The sequence below is a fragment of the Amycolatopsis sp. NPDC049252 genome (assembly GCF_043197175.1).
Taxonomy (GTDB): Bacteria; Actinomycetota; Actinomycetes; order Mycobacteriales; family Pseudonocardiaceae; genus Amycolatopsis.
Window position 1 is genome coordinate 46,901 of sequence record NZ_JBICSQ010000030.1, and the last position, 20,001, is coordinate 66,901.

General features: G+C 73.1%; 17 protein-coding genes and 1 pseudogene. 9 read left to right on the plus strand and 9 right to left on the minus strand.

The genetic code is table 11. The annotated features are described in order from the left end of the window. The first annotated feature begins 68 nt into the window (after positions 1-68). From ACGFMK_RS27320 to ACGFMK_RS27330, 3 genes and pseudogenes are all read left to right on the plus strand, one after another. A complete protein-coding gene (locus ACGFMK_RS27320) occupies positions 69-848 on the plus strand; it encodes a DUF1932 domain-containing protein (RefSeq protein WP_392768797.1) in 780 nt (259 codons plus the stop codon). Between the two features lie 108 nt (positions 849-956). Beyond that, positions 957-2,267 carry an MFS transporter gene (locus ACGFMK_RS27325; RefSeq protein ID WP_392768800.1) on the plus strand — a complete coding sequence of 437 codons (1,311 nt, stop codon included), beginning with the start codon at positions 957-959 and terminating at the stop codon, positions 2,265-2,267. A 111-nt stretch (positions 2,268-2,378) separates the two neighbouring features. Beyond that, positions 2,379-2,852: pseudogene (locus ACGFMK_RS27330) on the plus strand (SDR family NAD(P)-dependent oxidoreductase); the annotation flags it as partial. Between the two features lie 221 nt (positions 2,853-3,073). On the opposite strand, the gene ACGFMK_RS27335 reads toward ACGFMK_RS27330, so the two are convergent. Beyond that, positions 3,074-3,325, minus strand: coding sequence for a DUF4287 domain-containing protein (locus ACGFMK_RS27335; RefSeq protein WP_392768902.1), 252 nt, complete (start codon positions 3,323-3,325; stop codon positions 3,074-3,076). Positions 3,326-3,560: 235 nt separating this feature from the next. Here ACGFMK_RS27335 and ACGFMK_RS27340 point away from each other — a divergent pair, with 235 nt between their 5' ends. From ACGFMK_RS27340 to ACGFMK_RS27365, 6 genes are all read left to right on the plus strand, one after another. Beyond that, entirely contained in the window at positions 3,561-4,298 is a 738-nt protein-coding gene (locus ACGFMK_RS27340; RefSeq protein ID WP_392768803.1) for a response regulator, read from the plus strand. A 122-nt stretch (positions 4,299-4,420) separates the two neighbouring features. Beyond that, a complete protein-coding gene (locus ACGFMK_RS27345) occupies positions 4,421-4,819 on the plus strand; it encodes a cupin domain-containing protein (RefSeq protein WP_392768806.1) in 399 nt (132 codons plus the stop codon). 4 nt (positions 4,820-4,823) lie between these two features. After that, positions 4,824-5,147 (plus strand): hypothetical protein, encoded by a 324-nt coding sequence (locus ACGFMK_RS27350; RefSeq protein ID WP_392768809.1) that lies wholly within the window; start codon positions 4,824-4,826, stop codon positions 5,145-5,147. Next, complete coding sequence (locus tag ACGFMK_RS27355) at positions 5,148-6,518, plus strand: FAD-binding oxidoreductase (protein WP_392768812.1); 1,371 nt, start codon at positions 5,148-5,150, stop codon at positions 6,516-6,518. Next, positions 6,508-7,167: a DUF6875 domain-containing protein gene (locus ACGFMK_RS27360; RefSeq protein ID WP_392768815.1), complete on the plus strand. Its 660-nt coding sequence runs from the start codon at positions 6,508-6,510 to the stop codon at positions 7,165-7,167. The genes ACGFMK_RS27355 and ACGFMK_RS27360 overlap by 11 nt, the downstream gene beginning before the upstream one ends. Before the next feature lie 24 nt (positions 7,168-7,191). Further along, on the plus strand, positions 7,192-8,499 hold the full coding sequence (locus ACGFMK_RS27365) for an FAD-dependent oxidoreductase (RefSeq protein WP_392768817.1): 1,308 nt from the start codon (positions 7,192-7,194) through the stop codon (positions 8,497-8,499). A 121-nt stretch (positions 8,500-8,620) separates the two neighbouring features. On the opposite strand, the gene ACGFMK_RS27370 is transcribed toward ACGFMK_RS27365, so the two are convergent. The 8 genes from ACGFMK_RS27370 to ACGFMK_RS27405 form a co-directional block, all read right to left on the minus strand. Next, on the minus strand, positions 8,621-9,226 hold the full coding sequence (locus ACGFMK_RS27370) for a YdcF family protein (protein WP_392768820.1): 606 nt from the start codon (positions 9,224-9,226) through the stop codon (positions 8,621-8,623). Positions 9,227-9,284: 58 nt separating this feature from the next. Next, a complete protein-coding gene (locus ACGFMK_RS27375; protein WP_392768823.1) occupies positions 9,285-10,484 on the minus strand; it encodes an acyl-CoA dehydrogenase family protein in 1,200 nt (399 codons plus the stop codon). After that, on the minus strand, positions 10,481-11,779 hold the full coding sequence (locus tag ACGFMK_RS27380; protein ID WP_392768826.1) for an ATP-grasp domain-containing protein: 1,299 nt from the start codon (positions 11,777-11,779) through the stop codon (positions 10,481-10,483). Before ACGFMK_RS27380 ends, ACGFMK_RS27375 begins: the two co-directional genes overlap by 4 nt. Next, the gene (locus ACGFMK_RS27385; protein ID WP_392768829.1) at positions 11,776-13,044 is read right to left on the minus strand and encodes an MFS transporter; all 1,269 of its coding nucleotides are present in this window, start codon (positions 13,042-13,044) and stop codon (positions 11,776-11,778) included. Before ACGFMK_RS27385 ends, ACGFMK_RS27380 begins: the two co-directional genes overlap by 4 nt. Then, positions 13,041-14,087 (minus strand): NAD(P)/FAD-dependent oxidoreductase, encoded by a 1,047-nt coding sequence (locus tag ACGFMK_RS27390; RefSeq protein ID WP_392768832.1) that lies wholly within the window; start codon positions 14,085-14,087, stop codon positions 13,041-13,043. Before ACGFMK_RS27390 ends, ACGFMK_RS27385 begins: the two co-directional genes overlap by 4 nt. Next, the gene (locus tag ACGFMK_RS27395; RefSeq protein ID WP_392768835.1) at positions 14,084-15,622 is read right to left on the minus strand and encodes a class I tRNA ligase family protein; all 1,539 of its coding nucleotides are present in this window, start codon (positions 15,620-15,622) and stop codon (positions 14,084-14,086) included. The genes ACGFMK_RS27390 and ACGFMK_RS27395 overlap by 4 nt, the downstream gene beginning before the upstream one ends. After that, positions 15,622-16,902: a lysine N(6)-hydroxylase/L-ornithine N(5)-oxygenase family protein gene (locus ACGFMK_RS27400; RefSeq protein ID WP_392768838.1), complete on the minus strand. Its 1,281-nt coding sequence runs from the start codon at positions 16,900-16,902 to the stop codon at positions 15,622-15,624. Before ACGFMK_RS27400 ends, ACGFMK_RS27395 begins: the two co-directional genes overlap by 1 nt. Before the next feature lie 185 nt (positions 16,903-17,087). Beyond that, on the minus strand, positions 17,088-19,904 hold the full coding sequence (locus ACGFMK_RS27405; RefSeq protein WP_392768841.1) for a BTAD domain-containing putative transcriptional regulator: 2,817 nt from the start codon (positions 19,902-19,904) through the stop codon (positions 17,088-17,090). Between the last annotated feature and the right edge of the window lie 97 nt (positions 19,905-20,001).

Below are 20,001 nucleotides of genomic sequence, written 5' to 3' on the forward strand. Positions count from 1 at the left end.
CCTGTTTGTTGACAATTTTGTCGAGCAGATCGTTCACTTGATCGTAGGTGCCCGGAGAGGATTGTGCTATGCGCGGAACCATCGCGGTATTGGGGCTCGGCGAAGCGGGCGGCGCGCTCGCGCGCGACCTGGCGGCGGCCGGCGCCGTGGTCCGGGGCTACGACCCCGCCGTGGCCGCGCCGGAGGGGATCGTCGCCACCGGCTCGGAGGCCGAAGCGGCGACGGGCGCGGACGTGGTGCTGAGCGTGAACAGCGCGTCGGCCGCCCACGACGCGCTCGCCGCCGGACTCGCCGGGATGGCACCGGAAGCGCTCTGGGCGGATCTGAACACGGCGTCACCAGCGGCGAAGCGGCGGCTGGACACCCTTGCGGCCTCGCGCGGCACCGGCTTCGCGGACGTGGCGATCATGGCGCCGGTGCCGGGCCGCGGGCTGCGGGTGCCGATGCTCGCGACCGGCACCGCGGCCGCCGAAGTGGCCGCGGTGCTCAACGGCTTCGGCGCGGCGGTGGACGTCATGCCGGGCGAGGCCGGACTGGCGGCCGAACGGAAGCTGCTGCGCAGCGTGTTCTTCAAGGGCATGTCGGCGGCGGTGGTCGAGGCCCTGCGGGCCGCGCGGGCGGCGGGGTGCGAAGACTGGCTGCGGCAGCTGATCACCGACGAACTGACCGCCGCGAACGAGTCCACGGTGGAGCGGCTGGTCACCGGGTCGTACACCCACGCGGTCCGCCGCACGGCCGAGATGGCGGCCGCCGCGGAGATGCTCGAGGACCTGGGTGTCCCGTCGGACGTCGCGGGCGCGGCGCGGGACCAGCTGGCGAAACTGTCGAAGGAACCACACGATCACTAGGCCATGTCGCCTAAATTGTGAACAATCATGCCACGAATCTTGTGGACAATATCTCGGCGGATGTAACTTCGAGCCCCTTCGCCCCATCTCCGGACGAGAGGGACATCGATGTCCGCACCGGATTCCTCCCCCGCCGCTTCGAGCCGCCTGTCGGTCCGGGTGACCGCGCTCTGCTGGGTGCTCGTCCTGCTCGACGGCCTCGACCTGTTCGTCTACGGCGCGACGCTGCCCGGCGTGCTCGCCGACAAGGGGTTCGGGCTGACCGCCGTCACCGGCGGCACGATCGGCAGCCTGACCACCTTCGGCATGATGCTCGGCGCGCTCGCCTCGGGCGTCATCACCGACCGGATCGGCCGCCGGAAGATCATCCTCACCGGCGTCGTCCTGTTCTCCCTCGCCTCGGCCGCGTGCGCGCTGGCGCCGAGCGTGGAGTTCTTCGGGGGCGCGCGGTTCGTCGCCGGCGTCGGGCTCGGCGGGCTGCTGCCGTCGGCGATCGCCATGGTCATGGAGTACGCGCCCCCGTGGCGGAAGAACCTCCCCGTCACCGTGGTGATGACGGCCCACCAGGCCGGCGGCGCGCTCGCCGGCGCGCTGGGCATGGTGATCGTCGAGTCGCTCGGCTGGCGTTCGGTGTACTGGCTGGGCGCGGTGCCGATCGTCGTCGTGCTGCCGGTGGTCGCGGTGATGCTGCCGGAGTCGCTGACCTTCCTGCTGGCCAAGGGAAAGACCGAGCGGGCGCGGGCGATCGCCGACCGGTTCTCGGTGTCGCTGGACGCGTTCGCCCCCGAACCCGGCCCCGAACGCCGCGGCGGACTGCGCGGGCTGTTCGCGCCGTCGGTCCGGATGACGACGCTGCTGTTCTGGGTCGCGTCGTTCGCCGGGCTGCTGCTGGTCTACGGCGTCAACACCTGGCTGCCGACCATGATGCGCGCCCACGGGTACAACCTCGGCTCGGCGATCAGCTTCCTGCTGGTGATCAACGTCGGCGGTATCGCCGGCATGCTGGTCGCCGGGCGGCTCGCCGACCGGTTCGGCTCGCGGCCGGTCGCGATCACGTGGTTCGCGCTCACCGCGGTCGGTGTCGGCCTGCTCGCGCTGAAGATGCCGCTCCTGGTGACGTACGTGGTCGTGTTCCTCACCGGCGGCTGGCTGTTCAGCGCGCAGACGCTGATCTACGCCAGCGTCGGCGCCTACTACCCCGCCGACAGCCGCGCCACCGCGCTCGGCTGGGTGTCCGGAGTCGGCCGGCTCGGCGCGGTCTTCGGCCCGCGGCTGGGCGGAATCCTCGTGGCGGGCGGGCTGTCCGCGCCGGGCTTCGGCGTCTTCGCTCTCGCCGGGCTGCTCGGCGCGGTGATGGTCTCGCTGGTCCGCCGGCTCCCGAAACCGGTCGCGCTGCCCCGCAGCACCCAACGCGCGTGAACCGCCGGCCGCGGACCGGTTCGCGCGCGGTGCGCGTCCGGTCGGCGGGGCGCGGAAACCTTCGGTCGGTGCCGGGTCGCCACGGCCCGGCACCGACCGGAGGAGCCCGACATGACCGAGAAGACCGCACTGGTGACCGGGGGTTCGCGGGGCATCGGACGGGCGATCGCCCGCCGCCTGGCCGCCGACGGGGCCGTCGTCGCGGTGCACCACGGGGGCAACGAGGTCGCGGCCAAGGAGACCGTGACGATGATCGAGGACGCCGGTGCCGTCGAGGAGCTGGCCGGCGCGGTCGAAGCGGCGTTCGGCGATCGCGGGCTGGACGTCCTGGTCAACAACGCGGGCATCGGCTCGCACAGCACGCTCGCCCAGCTCACCGAGGACGAGCTCGACCGGCTGCTGGCCGTCAACGTGAAGACGCCGATGCTGCTGACCGACGGCGGCCGGATCGTCACCGTCGGCTCGATGGCCTCGCGGATCGCCGTGTCGAGCCAGATCGCCTACACCGTCGGCAAAGCGGCGGTCGAGGCGCTCGCCCCGACGCTGGCCAACGACCTCGGCCACCGCGGGATCACGGTGAACACCGTCGCGCCCGGCCCGATCCGGACCGACCTGACCGCCCCGGTGCGTCGATCACCGCGCTGGGCCGGATCGGCGAGCCCGAGGACGTCGCCGACGTGGTCGGGTTCCTGGCCGGCCCCGGCGGCCGCTGGATCACCGGCCGCACCCTCGACGTCTCCGGCGGCACCCACCTCGGCCCGATCGCCCCGGCCTGAACCGCTGACCCGCCGTGCCGCCCGGGGCCGTCAGCTCCGGGCGGCGACGCCGTCGAGGTGCAGGACACCCTCGGTGTGGTGCTCGGCGATGAAGTCCGGACCCTTGGTGACGAGCCGGGCGATGGCGGTCGCGTGCCCGTGGCCGAGGCCGTGCTCGGTCTTGAGCCACGTGACGATTTCGCCGTGCTTCGTCAGGTTCTTGCCGGACGCCAGGTCGAGGAAGCCACGCGGGGTGATGCCGGTCCGCTTCTCGGCGTTGTCGAGGTAGGCCTGGAAGGACATGACTGCTCCCCCTGTTTTTCGAGGTCGGATGGTGACGATCCGGCTGCTCCGGACCGTCCGCACCGGCGGTTCCCCGGTGCGTCTCGCGTGCCACCACCGTCTCACCGACAACTTTTCTTGTCAAGGGCTCCGCTGTCATCACCGTGTCGACGGACTGCAACCGGATTGTCGACGGTGACTGCGAAGCTTCGCCGGTCCCCGGATGGGGCGGGGCCGAAGGGTGCTGGGGGAAAACGTGGAGCAGCAGGCGAACGCGGGCGAAATCACCTGGATGCCGGACCCGCGGGGCAGGTTGCACGCGGCCGACATCGACGCGGTGCCCGATGTCGCGGCACCGACCGTGGTGCTCGCCGACACCCGGCCGGCGGTGCGCCGCGGCGTCCGGTCGATGCTCGAGCGCGCCGGCGCCGTCACCGTCGTCGGCGAGGCGGCCACCGCCGCCGGGGCGCTCGCGGAGACCACCCGGCTGCGGCCGGACGTGCTCGTCATCGACGTGCAGCTCGGCGACGACGACGGGATCGCCGTCATCAGCCGGGTTTCGCGCACCGCGCCGGGGACCGCCGTGCTCGTCTTCAGCGAGGTCGACGACGACCGCGCGATCACGTCCGCCTTCCACGCCGGTGCGCGCGGTTTCCTCGGCAAGGACGCCGGCGCGGCGGAGATCCTGCGCGGCGTGCAGGCCGTGGCGGCGGGCGAGGCCATCATCTGCAAGGCGATCGCCGGCCGGCTCGGCGCGTGGCTGCGCCCGGACACCGGCCTCGATCCCTACCCGTTCGCGCAACTCACCGCACGGGAACGGGAAGTGCTCGACCGCATCGCCGCCGGCAAGTCGAACCCCGCCATCGCGCGGGAGCTCGCCCTGGCACCGAAGACGATCAGCAACCGCGTCTCGGCGATCTTCACGAAGCTCGGCACGGCCGACCGCGCGCGGGTGATCGTGATGGCGCGCGACGCCGGGCTCGGCCGCGGCTGAACCGCACGGGACCGATTCCCCGGCGGACGGGAACCGCTCCCCTATCCCGCGGGAACCGGCCGATTTTAGCCTCGGCTCATCTCTTGAGCCTGAGCCTGATCCACCACCGATCGGAGTGGGACGTGACCGACCTCGAACCTGCCGTCGTGACCATCCGGAAGCGGGAACCCGAGCACCTGCACCGCATGGACGGCCTCGACCTCAAGCTGCTGCTGCCGTGGGACGGCGTGGCGGCGCCCTTCCGCGGCGCCTGGTGCGTGCTGCGGCCCGGCGACGTCGCGCTCGAACACGCCCACGAAGACCGCGAGATCTTCTTCGTCATGTCCGGCCGGGCCGAGGTGCGCGGCGGCGGGCAGCGGTACGAGATCGCCGCCGGGGACCTGGTTTTCCTGCCGCCCGGCCTGGCGCACCAGGTGGTCAACGAAACCGACGAAGACGTTGCGTACTACGCGATCTGGTGGGACACCTCGATGTCGGAGGAGTTCCTGGCGCGGCAGGCGACGCCGGCCGAGGCGGGCTGAACCGGTGCTGGACTACGACGGCAAGAAGTTCCGCAAGACCGGCAGCGAATCCAACCCGGTCACCGTGTACCGGCAGGACGGCGACGTCGTGTGGTCGGAGTTCGCCGGCGGCGAGGTGCTGCGCGGTTCGACCGCGGGCACGCGGGCCGCGGACGGGACCCTCCACTTGGGATACACCATCGTGCTCGCGGGCGGCGAAGTCATCAGCGGACACACCGTCAACACCCCGGAAGTGACCGAAGACGGCCGGGTCCGGCTGCGTGAGGTGTGGGAGCGCTACGGCCCGCACGCGGCGACCGGCGTCTCCTACCTCGAAGAGGTGACCTGAGTGACCGCGACCGAGGCGGACTGGCGGCACCTGGCCGGCGCCGTGACCGGCCCGGTGTTCGCGCCGGGTGAGCCCGGCCCGGGGACGCCGTTCAACCGGCGGTTCGCCGGGACCGTGCCGGCCGGCGGCGTCGCCGTGGCGAACGTCGAGGACATCCGGCGGACCCTCGCCTGGGCCCGCGACACCGGCACCGGCGTCAGCATCCGCGGGGGCGGGCACAGCTTCGCGGGCTACTCGACCGGCACCGGGCTGGTCCTCGACGTCGGCGCGCTGAACGCGGTGACCGCCGACGGCGAGACCGGGCTCGTCACGGCGGCGGGCGGCGCGCTGATGTCCGATGTGTACACCGCGCTCCAGCCGCACGAGATGGCTTTCGCGCTGGGCAACGGGGATTCGGTCGGCATCGCGGGCCTGGCGCTCGGCGGCGGCAACGGCGCGACGTCGCGCAAGTTCGGACTGACCGCCGACGCGCTCGTCGCGACCACCCTGGTCACTGCCGACGGTGAAGTCGTGCACTGCGACGCGCGGGAGAACGCCGACCTGTTCTGGGCGTGCCGCGGCGGCGGGGGCGGGAACTTCGGGATCACGACGTCCCTCACCTTCCGGGCTCGCCCGGTCCGGGACTGCTCCACCTACCTGCTGCTCTGGCACGTCACCGACGCGCCGAAGGTGTTCTCGGTGCTGCAGGAGACCGTCCGGACCGCGCCCGACGAGTTCGCCGCGCGGATCGGCGTCGCCACGACCGGGGACGGCACCGTCGTCTCGGCCATCGGGCAGCACCTGGGCCCGGCCGCCGAGCTGCGCGAGATCCTCGACCCGGTGCTGGCGGTGGCCCGCCCGTTCCGGTGCGACGTCGACGACCGGACGTTCTGGGAGGCCAAGGACTTCCTGCGGCACGAGACCGCCGCGGGCGCGTTCGCGACGCGGACGGCGTTCACCCGCCAGGCGCTGCCGGACGACGCCGTGGCGACGCTGCTCTCGTGGCTCGAACGGTGGCCCGGCAGCGGCAACCCGGACGGCGGCGGCGCGGCCCTGTTCTCCTGGGGCGGCGAGGTCAACCGCGTCGCGGCGGCGGACACCGCGTTCCCGCACCGGGACGCGCGGTTCCTGCTGTCGATGGACACGTCCTGGGACGAGCACGACGAACCCGGCGTCGTCCGCGCCAACCTCGACTGGCTCACCGGCCTGCAGGAGGCACTGGCGCCGTACACCTCCGGCGGGGCGTACCTGAACTTCACCGACCCGGACCGCGCGGACTGGCGCACGGCGTACTACGGCGCCAACTACCCGCGCCTGCTGGAGATCAAGCGGCGGGTGGACCCGGACGGGCTCTTCGCCTTCGAGCAGGGCATCGGCCGCGATGATCGGTGACGACCGGGTCCACATCTGGACCGCCACCGAGGTCGACGACGGGCAGGTGCCGCCGGCGCAGCACGCGCCGGTGGCCGAGATCCTGGCCTGGGCCCGGCGATACCTCGTGACGTCGAACCCCGGCCTCGGCCGCAGCGGACCGGTGTGCCCCTACACCCAGCCCTCCCTCCACAGAGGACTCTTCCACCTCGCCGCTCTCACCGACGCCGGCGGCGCCGACATCACCGAGGCCGTCGAAAGCCTGCGATCGTGGTACGAAAAGCTCGCGGCCGAGCTGGGCGGCCAGGACCGCGAGCTGCTCACCATCCTGCTCGTGCTGCCGCACCTCGACCCGCTCAGCTCGGCCGCGCTCGACGCCGTGCAGGCGCGGGCGAAGGACCGGTTCGTGGCCGACGGCGTGATGATCGGCCAGTTCCACCCGGCGTGCGACCAGCCGGGCCTGTGGAACCCGCACTTCAAGGCGCTGCGCGCGCCGGTGCCGCTGCTGGCCATCCGCAAGCTCGTCGTGTTCGACCTGCCGTTCCTGATGGACTCCGGGGTGCACGCCGAGAGCTACCTGCGGCGGTTCGCCCCGGACATCCCGCCCCGCATCCGCGACCAGCTCGTCCGGCGGCTGACGGAGCGCCGCGACGCCGTCCGCTCGCCCTGACACTTTCGCCCGGAAGGGGTACGCATGGAGTTCACCATCGTGGGCGCCGGCATGGCCGGCGCCTTCCTCGCGCTTTCACTCGGCCGCGAAGGCCACACGGTCACCGTCTACGACCTCCGCCCGGACCCGCGGGTCGCCTCCGGTGAGGGGTCGTCGATGAACCTCGGCCTCTCCCGCCGGGGGCTCGACGCCCTCGAGCACGCCGGGCTCCGGTCCGAAGTGGACGCCCTGGTCATGCCGATGCGGGGCCGGCTGCTGCACGACCGCGAAGGCGGCACGCGGTTCTCGACGTACGGCAACGGCGGCATCCTGGCCATCCAGCGCAGTGACCTCGGCGCGCTGCTCGTCGACGCGGCCGCGAAGGTCCCGGGCGTCCGGTTCGTCTTCGAGGCGCGGTGCACCGGCATCGAGAAGGACACCGCGACCGCGTACTTCGTCGACCAGACCACCGGCAAGGGGTTGACCGCGAAGGCGGACGTCCTGGTCGGCGCCGACGGCGTCTTCTCCGCCGTCCGCCGCTTCCTGCAGCGCGACGAGCGCGCCGGCTACACGCAGGAGTTCCTCGACTGGGGCTGGCGCGAGCTGCACATCCCGGCCCGGCCGGACGGCGGGTTCCGGATGGACCCGGACGTCTTCCACCTGTGGCCGCGCGGCGACACCATGATGTTCGCCCACCCCAACCGCGACGGCTCGTTCACCTGCTCGTGCGTCCTGCCGTTCCGCGGCCCGCGCAGCTTCGAGACCCTGCGCGACGCGGGCGACGTCGAGCGGCTGTTCCGCGACCTGTTCCCGGACCTGCTGGAGCTGGTCCCGGACATCGGCACGTGGTTCTTCGACCGCCCGACGATGAACCTGGTCACGACGCGCACGACACCGTGGCACCACGAGGACAAGGTGGTGCTGGTCGGCGACGCGTGCCACGCGGTGTTCCCGTTCCTGGCCCAGGGCATGAACGCGGCGTTCGAGGACTGCCGCGAGCTGGTGAGCAGCCTGCGCGCGCACCCGGACGACCCGGGCGTGGCGTTCGAGCGGTACTACGCGCGGCGCAAGCCGAACACGGACGCGCTGGCCGAGATGTCCCGGCGCAACTTCGCGGAGCTGCGGGACACGGTCCGCTCACCGGCGGTCCGGGTGGAGAAGGCCCTGGACGTGGCGCTGGAGCGGGTGTCCGGCAAGCGGTGGATGCCGCTGCACGCGATGGTGACCAACACGACGATCCCGTACGCGGTGGCGCAGCGGCGGGCGGGGCGGCAGCACCGGGTGCTGCGGGGGCTGGGGGTGGCGGGTCTCGCGGCTATCGGCACGGCTCTGCTGCGGAGACGACTGTCCTGAGCGGGCTTGCTCGGAACGCCCGGCGGGACCTGCCGCCGGGCGTTTCGTTCGCGCCGCGCCGACCGCTGCCGAACTGCCGTGAAGGCCTCCTTAACCGCCATATGAGCCGGGAAGGAGGCCGTCACGGCAGTTGAGCCGAGCGAAGCCGGTGCCAGGGAGCTCGTTCGCCGGGCTCGAGGCGGCGCAGGGTCCACAGGCCGTACAGCGCGAGCAACGGCTTCACCAGCAGCCATTCCCCCACTCGGTAGTCGTCCGCGCGTGCGAGCCTCTCGGCGAGGTCCGGGCGACGGCGGCGGAGGTAGGCGCGGGCCTTGAGCGCGTGTGCCGGCTGGGAGGCGATCTTCACGCGGTCGACGTCCTCCAGCAGCGGGATCACGTTCGTGACGTTCTCCCACGTCGTCCGGCTTCGGTCTTCGAGGACCAGCCGGCCGCCGTACCCGAGCACGCGCCTCGCGTAGTCGGCCATCACCTGGGCTTCCGCGGGGCCGTCGCCGGTCACACCGCCGCTGAAGATCACCCGGGTGTCGTCGCCCGCCAGGGAGCGGAGGCCGGCGCGGACGCGCCAGCGGTTGACGGCGTTGGCCGTCGGGCCGCGGTTGCGGTAGCCCAGTACGACCACGGCTTCGGAACCGCCGTCGTCGCCGGCGGTGACGAGCGTGCGGGACCAGCGCCGGTTCAGCCACTCGCTCCACGCCAGGATCCCGGCCAGCACCCACACCGCTCGCATGGGACGACAGTAGGACACGCCCGGTGGGAAACCCGCCGGGCGTGTCCTACAACGGGAGCTAACTCGTGATGCCCAGGCAGAGGCGGAACTCCGGGGTCCCGCCCAGCAGGTGCGCGCCCGCGGACTGGAGGATGCGGTCCTGGGCCAGCAGGTGCTGGCACATCGTCGTGGTGTCGCGGAGCCAGCGGTCCAGCGGGCCGCTGCGGTGGATCGAGCCCGTCTGCATCAGGTCGTACAGCCGGGTGACGATCGAGCGGGCCGTGCGGAACGCGTGCAGCCGCGCCAGCGGCAGCGCCGCCTGCAGCTCCACCGGGACCGGCAAGCCCGCCGAGAGCAGCTCCCACTGCTCCCGCATCGTCCCGTAGACGCCGTGCCGGGACGCCGTGAAGTCCGCTTCGCACTCGGCCAGCGTCGTCTGCATCCGCCAGTTGTCCGCCCACGGGACGCCCGTCGCGCGGTCCACCCGGGTCCGGACGATCTCCCGGACGTGGTCCAGCGCCGCCCGCGCCACCCCGAGGGGCACGCCCGGGATCGTGCGCATGAACGACTCGGCGCTCGTCAGCGGGCTCGGGCGGCCGTGGACCGTGTCGAAGGCGAGGGTGCGCTCCTCCGGCACGAACACGTCGGTGATCGTGTAGTCGCAGCTGCCGCTGCCGGCCAGGCCCGTGGTGTGCCAGTTGTCGACGACCTCGACGTCGGCGCGCGGCACCATGAACAGGCGCGAATCGTGCGGGTCACGGCCGTCCGGGCTCGGGTCCGGCTTGCCGTCGCGGTAGATGAACGCGCCCGAGATGACCCAGTCGCTGTGGGTGACCCCGCTGCCGAACGTCCAGCGCCCGGTGAGCCGGTACCCGCCGGGCACCCGCTCGGCGCGCCCCACCGGGAACAGCATGCCGGCGGTGACCAGGTCGAGGCCGGCGAACATCTCCCGGGCCGTCGGGCCGGCGATGAACGACGCGTACAGCCCGGTGCAGGCCCCGATGTGCGTGCACCAGCCGGCCGAAGTGTCGCCGTAGGACAGCGCTTCGACGACCTCGGTCTGCTCGATCGAGGTCAGCTCCGGGCCGCCGAACTCGCGGGGGAAGGCCATCCGGAACACCCCGGCCCCGCGCATCAGCTCGACGACGTCCGCCGGCAGCCGCCGCAGCCGCTCGAACTCCCCCGCGCGCTCGCGCAGGACCGGGACCAGCGCCTTCGCCCGGGCCAGGATGTCTTCCGCGGTCCGCGGCGCCGGGCGCGTCAGGCTCTCGGCGGTCACGCGTCCACGTCCAGCAGCCCGGCCGGCATCACGAACGAAGCCCCCGTTTCCGGCGGGTCGAGCGGGTCGGCGTCCACTTCGACCAGCGCCGCCGCCTGGTCGAGCCGCTGGGTGCAGGTTTCGACGTCGTCGCCTTCACAGACCACGAAGGAGTGCCGGGCGAGGTAACCCCCCGGCGGCAGCCGCAGCGACGCGCCGGGTTCGACCATCTTCGACGCCGTCACCAGCCCGGGGGTGTCCGCCGGCACGGTCACCGACCGGATCACGCAGTCCCGCGGCGGGCAGCCGAACCGGATGCCCACCACGGACTCCCGGGTCGGCGCCAGCTCCGGCCGCTGGCCGGTGGCGACGTCGAAGAGCACCTCGCCCGGGTCGATCCCGGTGGCGGTCAGGCCGAGGAACGGGATGAGGTCGCCGCCGAGCCTGCCGTTGATCTCGATGATCAGCGGGCCCCGGTCGGTCAGCCGGACCTCGGTGTGGGTGATGCCGTCCTCGACGCCGAGCAGCCGGTGCGCGCGGGCGAGGGCGTCCATCAGCTCGCGGTCCCGCAGCAGCGGGTCGGCCGCGTCCACGACGTGCCCGGTCTCCTCGAAGTACGGCTCGGCGCCGCTCTGCTTGCGGGCCAGGAACATCGGCAGGTACTCGCCCTTGTGGACGGCGGCGTCGACGCTGATCTCCGGGCCGTCCGCGTAGCCTTCGACGATCGCGGTGCCGCCGTAGGGCGCGTGCTCGGCTCGGCTCGCGCCCGCGGCCACCTCGAACGCCGCCCGGACCTCGGCCGCGTCGGCGGCGAGCACGACGCCGATGCTGGCACCCATCGCGCGCGGCTTGACGACGACCGGGTACCCGATCCCGCCGGCCGCCGCGACCGCCTCGTCCGCCGTCGCCACCGTGGCGAAGCCGGGCTGGTGCAGGCCGGCCGCGGCGAGCACGGAACGGGTCCGGTACTTGTCACGGCAGCCGACCGCGCCGTCCGGGCCGAGGCCCGGCACGCCGAGCTCGACGGCGAGCTCGCCCGCGGCCAGCACCACCGGCTCGTCCCAGCACATCAGCCCGGCGATCGGCCGCCGCGCGGCCACCTCCCTGGCCGCGGCGGTCATCACCTCGGCGTCGAAGACGTTGGTCAGCACGATCTCGTCGAAGTACTTCTTCTGCCAGGTCGGCTTGAGGTTGTTGAGCAGCACCAGGTCCAGCCCCGCCGACCGGGCGCGCCGGTGGATCGAGCGGACGAGGTACTCGCGGTAGAGCTTCAGCCCGCTGCCGATCACCAGCAGCACGCCGTTCGGTTCGGTCATGCCTTCCCTCCCACGGGTTCCGTCGCGGTCCCGGTCTCCACGGCCGGGACGGGCGCGGTCTTCTGCTTCATGGCCGCCCAGGCGAAGTAGCCGGCGACGAGGCCCAGGGCGCCGCCCAGCGGCCAGATGCCGCGGCCCAGCCACGTCCACGCGAACACCCCCACGACCGGGCCGAGCGCCGAGGACAGCCCGATGATCGTGTGCTGCGTCCCGATGTAGCGGGCCTTCACCCGGGACGGGAACCGGGCCGGGTAGGCGAACATGCTCGGCCCGGAGATCATCAGCCCGGACACGAAGAACACGGTGCTGAGGATCACGAGCGTGCCGGAGCCGGCGGCCAGCCCCCAGCCCGCGACACCCACCGCGAAGACGGCGTGCCCGAGACCGGCGGCCAGCGGGGGCGGCCAGCGGGTGACGTACGTGGTGAGCTTGAGCTCGGTGACGATCAGGATGACCGACGACGTCGCGAGCACCGCGCTGTAGAGGGCCTCCGGGTGGCCGTCGGCGAGGATCTGCAGCGGCAGCGCGACGGTGAACTGGGCGTAGACGATCGTGCCGACGAACATGGAACCCAGGTAGAGCAGGAACCGGCCGTCGCGCACCATGGTCGCGTAGGCCGACTTCCGGTCCACTGTGGACGCGGGCTCCTCGTCCTCTTCGGGCGGGACGTCGACGTTCTTCGGCAGCAGCGAGAAGGCGAGCAGCGCGTACAGCGCCGCGGTGGCGCCGTCCAGCCAGAACAGCAGGTCCCAGTCGACCAGGATCAGGCCCGCGGCGATCAGCGGGGCCAGCGCGGCCCCGATGTTCAGCGCGATCCGCATCATGGAGAAGCCCATGACCTGGTACTCCTCGGGCATCTGGTCCGACAGCAGCACCGCCGCCGCGGGGCGGTAGGCCTGCGTCGCGAGCCCGCCCAGCGCGACGACGCCGGCCAGCGGCCAGAACGTCGACGGGTGGGCCAGCAGCGGGATCGACGCGACCAGCGGAGCCGACGCGATCATCGCCACCACGATGGTGTTGCGCGGGCCGAACCGGTGCGTGAGCTCACCGCCCAGCATCGTCCCGAAGATCGCCCCGACGCTGTAGGCGACGAGGCACAGACCCGCCGCGGCGACCGAGACCCCCCGCACGGTCAGGTACAGCAGCAGGAAGGTCTGGACGAACGCGCCGAGCTGGTTGACGAACACGCCCCCGAGCAGGTAGCGCACGGGGGTCGGGGTCGCCTTCAGCACGGCGAACACGCCGGCCGGGGCCTCGTTGCTCATGCCGTCTCCTCTGTGATGGTCGTGACGAACCGGCGGGCGGCGAGGGGCGCCGTGGCGAACCCGGTGCCGCCGCACGCCGCACGGGCTTGGACGGCTGAACCGACACGCGCCAGCAAGGCGTCAACGTCACCGGTCAGGTAGTGGCACTGCTTGGCCGCGACGACCGTGTAACGGTCCACATCGGACAGGATCGACGCCGCCAGCAGCGCTTGCGTCCAGTCCGCCGGGCCGTCCCCGGCGCAGTCCGTGTCGGGCACTTCGCGGCAGACCGCGTCCGAGCTGATCTTGAGCAGCGTGCCGTCGCCGGGTGGCAGCAGCCACGCCCGCGCGTCCGCGCCGATCCGCCCCGCGCCGGGGGCGGTCTCCCACCACCGGGCCAGCTCGGCCGGGGGCCGGAGGTAGAGCATGGTCTGCCGGTGCCGGACCGCCGGCAGCCCGACCAGGTCGGGCGTCCACGGCCCGGCCGCGACCAGCACCGCGTCGGCCCCGAGGACCTCACCCCCGGCGAGGGTGACCTTGCCGGTGTCGCCGTCGACCTCGGTCACGGCCGACCAGGGCCGCAGCCGCACGGCGGGGTGCGCGTCGAGCCAGCGCACCGCGGTCCGGAGCACCCGGTCGGCCAGCAGCACCCCGGCGTCGAGCTCGAGGACACCGGTCGTGCCCGCCGGGAAGCCGATGTGCGGCAGCGTCTCCGGGGCGACGGTCGAGACCGGCACGCCGGCGCCGATCGCCGCCTCGAGCACGCCGCCGACGTCACCGTCGGGCCAGGCCGTGACGATGCCGACGCGACGCAGGAACCGGTCCCCCAGCAGGGTTTCCAGTTCGAGCCAGCGCCGGTGCGCCGCCGCCATCCGCCGGGTCGCGGCCGCGTCGCCGGGGGCGAACGTGCGCAGCGCCCGGTGCTGGTCGGCCGAGCTGGCGTCCGGGTTGGGGATCGGGCCCCGGTCCAGGACGGTCACGTGGTGCCCGGCGAGCGCGCACTCGACCGCGGCGAGCAGCCCGGTGACGCCCGCCCCGGCGACCACTACCTCCCGGGGGGTCACGACGGGACCGCGCCGTCGAGCCGGGGCAGCCGCCGCGGCGTGACGGTGGTCGCGGCCGCGCGGGCCGGGATCGTCCGGTCCGGCAGCGCCTCGGCCAGGTCGACCAGGATCGGCCCGGCGCAGCGCAGCAGGACGTCGACCTCGTGGCAGAAGTCGCCGGCGTCGTGCTCGCCGGGCTTCCAGCCGTCGAGCCGGCCCAGCTGCTCGGCCAGGGTGAACGCGGCGGCCGTCATGCTGAACCCGTCGACGCCGTAGGCGGCGGCGAACCGTGCGAGCACCCGCCCGGCCGCGGCCCGCGACCGCTCCGAGACCGGCAGCTCCCGGCCCACCCAGGCGTCGACCTTCTCCGCGACCCGGTTCCACGGCCCGACGAGCCGGGTCTCGGTCACCCGCTCCAGCGCGCCGCGCGTGAAGTCGGTGCGCTGGAACTCCGGGCTGGTCGAGGCGAGGTGGAACCGGATCAGGTCCCGGGGCACCTCGCCGGCCAGCTCCCGCCCGGACACGACGTGGTCGCGGCTGGTGGAGAACTTGTCGTTGGCCAGCTCGTAGAAGTCGTTGGTGACGAACCGGTCCGGCAGGACGTACCCGCCCAGCGCCAGCAGCATCGCCGTCCCGACGACGGCGAACGGGTAGGTCGCGTCCAGGCCCATGAAGTAGACGACCCGGGTGCCCGAATCCGCCGCCCACAGCTCGTCGTCCGCGGCAAGCACCGCGCCCCGCCGCTCGGCGGCCAGCGCGGTGGTGCACATGCTCCAGGGCATGCCTTCCATGTGCGCGTAGAACACCTGGCCGGGTGTCTCGGGGAACGGCGCGGGGATGCCGAACGAGCCCGGTTGCGTGACCGGGAAGTCCGGCAGCGGCCGGGCCAGCATCTCGTCGATCAGCTGGGCCATGTGCGGCCGCATCCCGGCCCGGCGCGCGGCGAAGAACTCGGTGAGCTCCGCCCGGTACTCCTCCGGTGAGAACACCAGGATCTCGGCCTCGCGCAGCTCCACCGGCTCGTCCGGGTCCAGCGCCGAACGGGGTGAGAGCAGCTCACCCGGCTCGATCGGGTGGCCGCAGCTCTCGCAGAGCCCGGAGTTCCCGTCGGCCAGGCAGAACGGGCAGCCGCCGCGCACGTAGGCGTCCATCAGGTACTGGCCCGACCGCGTCGAGTAGGGGAACTTCACCGCGCGCAGCTTGAGCTTTCCCAGTGCGTGCAACCGCTCGTGGAAGCGCAGCACCATCTTGACGAACCGGTCCTCCAGGCAGGCGAACCCGTCGACCCGGACGGCCAGCGCGGCCAGGGTCTCCGCCACCTGCGCGGCCGACTCCTCACGCAGGCCCTCGGGCGTCACGCCGAGGCGCCGCGCGGCCGTGACGATGTAGTTCTGTGTGAAGTGCATGCCCGTGCCGAACAGCGCCTCCCGCCCCGTCGCCTCCGCGTACCGGCGGCAGACGTCGGCGGCGAGGAACGGACCGGCGAGGTGCCCGAGGTGCAGGTCGCCGTTCGCGGTGGGCGCCGGCGAGAGCACCACCAGCCGCTCCCCCGCCATCACGCGCTCCGCACCGGTGCGACGCCGCGCCGGGACAGCAGGTCGTCGACGATGTCCTGCGACCGGTGGGCGAGCACGCTGATCAGGGAGTCGGCGATGCCGTGCGTCTCCTCGTTGACACCCTGCAGGTACACCGCGCCCCACGCCGCGTCACCCAGGTCGACGCGGTAGCACCGGCTGACCGTGATCTCCGGCCGGCCGGCCTTGGCGGTCAGGTCCCGCACCAGGGCGGGCATCCGCGGGTCGTACCCGGTGCCCAGCAGCACCAAGTCGCACACCAGCGGCTCGACCTTGCCGCTCGTGCGGTCCCGCAGGTCGAGCACGACCGCGCCGTCCTCTTCGCGCGCGGCGACGACCTCGGTCATCGCGCGGACGCGGGACCGCTCCGGGCCGAGCATCTTCTGCCGGTAGAGCATCAGGTAGAGCTCGTCGAGGAACGGCGGCGCCATGCCGCCGTAGTTGGTCAGGCGCATCTCGGACAGGAGCTCCTCGCGGATCTCCGGCGGGCTGTCGTAGAAGCGGTCCACAAAGGACGGGAAGAACAGCTCGTTGACGAACTTGCTCGTCTGGTAGTTCTGCGGGCCGACCGAGCGCACGACGAGCGTGATCTCGCTGGAGGGCAGGTTTTCGTGCAGGGCCATGAACATCTCGGCGGCGCTCTGCGCCCCGCCGACGACCACCGCCCGCAACGGCTCGTCCCGGTCGGTCTGCGCGATGCGCGTCCGGTACTGGGCGCTGTGGATCACGCGGTCGGCGGGCAGGTCGGCGAACACCGCCGGGACGTGCGGATCACGCCCGCCGCCGACGACGAGATCGCGGCAGCGGATGGTGTCGCCGTCGGTGAGGGTGACGGTCCAGCCGGTCAGCAGGCCGTCCGCGCCGTGCGCCGGTTCGATCGACGCGGCGCGGGCGCCGTAGCGGATGTTGACCCGCTCCAGCGATTTCGCCACCCACTGCAGGTAGTCGGAGATCTCCCAGCGGAACGGGTTGAAGGTGCCGAGGTTGACGAACTCGTTCAGCCGGCCCGATTCGTGCAGGAAGTTCAGGAAGGAGAAGCGGCTTTGCGGGTTGCGCAGGGTCACCAGGTCCTTGAGGAACGAGACCTGGCTGCGGGCCCAGGGCATCAGCAGGTTGCGCTGCCACTTGATGTCGGGACTCTGTTCCAGCAGCAGGGTTTCCCCGGCGAGCTCGGGCGAACCGGACTCCTCGATGGCCGCGGCCAGCGCCAGGTTCGCCGGTCCCGCCCCGATCGCCAGTACGCCCACCTCGTGGTCAGTCACTCGGGTTCCCCCTTTTGTCGCACGTCGGCCGAAGGTCGGGACCGAATGTAACCGCGCGCTTTTCCCGGCCGACAGGGAAAACGGTCCCGCCCGGCGGGGAATCTGACCCGGCCCGCCCAGGCCCGCACAACCGGCGACGCGGTTCTCCGGGCAGTCGTGTACGACCGGGGCCGCACCGGGCGGGGTCAGCCGGTGCGGCTCCGGCCGACGCGGTCGGCGGCCACGTGCAGCTCCCGGGCTCGGTACAGCTGCTCCGCCGCCCGCCAGGCCGCGCGGGCCCGGGCGGAGTCCGCGAGCTGCCGGTGCGTGTCGCCCAGTGCCGAAAGGACGCCCGCCTGCCGGTAGGTGTTGTCGAGCGCACGCCAGAGTTCCAGGGCCCGCTCGTAGTGCTCCAGCGCCTTGGCGTGCTCGCCGAGGTCGTTCGCGATCCGGCCGAGGCTCTCCAGGCTGTCCGCTTCGCCGTAGACGTCCTTGCGGCGCAAGGAAAGCGCGAGAGCCGTCCGGCAGTAGCGGCGGGCCTCGCCGTGGTGGCCGAGGTGGCTGTAACAGGTCCCGATCAGGCTCAGCGCCCGGGTTTCCCACTTGGTGTTGCCGAGCGTGCGGTACAGGTCGTGGGAGCTGAAGGCGCGGGCGAGCGCGCGGACGTGGTCGTCCTGTTCGTGCCAGGCCAGCGCGAGCACGTAGTGGACACCCGCCTGGCCGCGCAGGTCGCCGATCTCCTCGGCCAGCCGCAGCGACTCGCCCAGGTGGTCCAGCGCCTCGGAGAACCGGCCCAGTGGCGCGTAGACGAGCCCGAGCCGCCGGTGGGCGCGGGCCTGCGCGGCCGGGTCGCCCAGCCGTTCGGCAGCGGCCAGGCCCGCCCGCCAGCACGCGATGTTGGCGTGCAGGTCGCCGCGGCGGTAGTGGAAGTTGTCGAGGGTCCAGGCGAGCTGCCAGACCGCGGTGTCCCAGCCCTGTTCCTCGGCGGCGGCGCGCGCGGCGACGACGCAGCGGTGGTTGGCGTCGAACCAGCTCATCGCCTCCTCCGCGTCTTCGAGCGGCCAGGGCTCGCAGCCGGCCGGCTCGAGGTCGATCGGCGGGTGCTGGTCGTCGAGCAGGCGGCTGCCGTGGTAGGCCGTGTGCAGGTGGAAGCCGACCACCCGGCGCAGCGCCGCGCGCCGGTCCGGTTCGGGTTCGCCGTCGAGCGCGGTGGTGTGCGCGTGCCGCCGCAGCAGGTCGTGGAAGCGGTAGCGGCCCGGCGCGTGCTGCTGCAGCAGGTGGTCGTCGACCAGGCTTTCCAGCAGTTGTTCGGCGTCGGCGAGGTCCAGCGCGGCGAGCGCGGCCGCGGCCGGGGCGTCGAAGTCCGGGCCCGGGTGCACGCCGAGCAGCCGGAACATGCGCTGCCGCGGGTCGTCGAGCTGCTCGTAGGACAACGCGAACGCCGCGGCCACCCCGCGGTCCCCCGCCGACAGCTCGGCGAGCGGCCACCGGGCGTGCTGGAGCCGGCGCGCCAGGTACCGCACCGTCCACGCCTGGCGGGTGCGCAGCCGGGCCGCGGCGAGGCGGATGGCCAGCGGGAGCCGGCCGCAGTGGTGCACGACGTCCAGGACGGACGCGGATTCGGCGTCCCCCCGGGCCTGGCCGACGACACCGGTGAACAGCACCACCGCGTCCGCCTCGGGCAGCACGTCCAGGGAGATGACGTCGGCGGCTTCGAGGTCGACGAGACGGCGACGGCTGGTGACCAGCGCGAGGCTGCGCGGGCTCCCGGGCAGCAGTGGCCGGACCTGCGCGGCGTCGGCGGCGTTGTCCAGCACCACCAGCACCGACCGGGTGGCCAGTTCCGCCCGCCAGAGTGCCGCCCGCGCGTGCTGGTCGGCGGGGATGCGGTCGACGGGCACGTCGAGGGCGCGCAGGAGCGCGTCGAGGGCCGCCGCGGGTGAGGTCGGCTCCTGACCGGGGGTGTGGCCGTGCAGGTCGACGAACAGCTGCGCGTCGCGGTAGTGCCCGGCGAGGCGGTGCGCGGCGTGCACGGCCAGCGTCGTCTTCCCGACCCCGGCCATCCCGTCGATCGCGGTGACGACGGTGACGCCGGGTGCCTTCTCCCGGGCCGACAGCAACCGGGCGAGTTCGGGTTCGCGGCCGGCGAAGTCGGGGATGTCGCCGGGCAGGTCGTTGCGCGCGGGGGCGGGCAGCCGGGTGACGACGCTCTGGACCGGGCGCGGCCCGAGCAGCCGCGGGTCACCGTCGAGCACCTGGCGGTGGATCTCGGCCAGCCGCGCCGAGGGGTCGAGGCCGAATCGTTCGACGAGCTGGGTGCGGGCGCGGGAGAAGGTGTCCAGGGCGTCCGCCTGGCGGTTCGCCCGGTACAGCGCGATCATCAGCTGGCCCCACAGCCGGTCGCGGCTGGGCTCGCGTTCGGTGAGGCCGGTGAGCTCCTCGACCAGGGTGGCGCTCGCGCCGGTGGCGAGTTCGGCCTCGACGCGGTCCTCGGTGGCGGTCAGGCGCAGGCTCGCCAGCCGGGCCGCCTCGGACCGCAGCGACGCCACGGCGGCGAACTCGCCGTAGGCGTCGCCGCGCCACAAAGCCAGTGCCGCCGCCAGGATCTCGCGCGCTTCGGCGTACCGGCTCGCGGCGATGGCTTCGCGGCCCGCGGTGACCTGCCGTTCGAACCGGGCGGCGTCGACGAGGCCGGGCGGGACCAACAGCGTGTAACCGGCCGGGTGCGTGGCGATGAGCTCGCCGGTGCCGAGGGCCGCCGCGAGGGGCAGCAGTCCGCGGCGGGCACGGGACACATAGGTCCGCACGGTGCGCCGGGCATCCGGGGGCGCGTCGCCACCCCACAGGGCTTCCACCAGCGCGCCGACCCCGGTGACGCGGCCGGCGTTGACGGTCAGCAGGGCGAGGAGGGTGCGGATCCGGGTGCCACCGAGGACGAGGGCGCGCTCGTGCGCGCTCACCTCGAACGGGCCGAGGACGCGGACCCGCGGCGGTCCGTCGTCCTGCTCCCCAGCGTTTTCCATCACCCAAAGGAGAACACGCCCCGGCTCCCGGATACACGTCCGTTCAGGGCATTCGGCGTTACCGGCACCCGGTCGGTCCACCGGCAGGCACCCTGCT

Coding starts and splice junctions, on each gene's coding strand:
- ACGFMK_RS27320 (WP_392768797.1), top strand. CDS start 69: ATGCGCGGAACCATCGCGGTATTGGGGCTCGGCGAAGCGGGCGGCGCG.
- ACGFMK_RS27325 (WP_392768800.1), top strand. CDS start 957: ATGTCCGCACCGGATTCCTCCCCCGCCGCTTCGAGCCGCCTGTCGGTC.
- ACGFMK_RS27335 (WP_392768902.1), bottom strand. CDS start 3,325: ATGTCCTTCCAGGCCTACCTCGACAACGCCGAGAAGCGGACCGGCATC.
- ACGFMK_RS27360 (WP_392768815.1), top strand. CDS start 6,508: ATGATCGGTGACGACCGGGTCCACATCTGGACCGCCACCGAGGTCGAC.
- ACGFMK_RS27365 (WP_392768817.1), top strand. CDS start 7,192: ATGGAGTTCACCATCGTGGGCGCCGGCATGGCCGGCGCCTTCCTCGCG.
- ACGFMK_RS27370 (WP_392768820.1), bottom strand. CDS start 9,226: ATGCGAGCGGTGTGGGTGCTGGCCGGGATCCTGGCGTGGAGCGAGTGG.
- ACGFMK_RS27380 (WP_392768826.1), bottom strand. CDS start 11,779: ATGACCGAACCGAACGGCGTGCTGCTGGTGATCGGCAGCGGGCTGAAG.
- ACGFMK_RS27385 (WP_392768829.1), bottom strand. CDS start 13,044: ATGAGCAACGAGGCCCCGGCCGGCGTGTTCGCCGTGCTGAAGGCGACC.
- ACGFMK_RS27395 (WP_392768835.1), bottom strand. CDS start 15,622: ATGGCGGGGGAGCGGCTGGTGGTGCTCTCGCCGGCGCCCACCGCGAAC.
- ACGFMK_RS27405 (WP_392768841.1), bottom strand. CDS start 19,904: ATGGAAAACGCTGGGGAGCAGGACGACGGACCGCCGCGGGTCCGCGTC.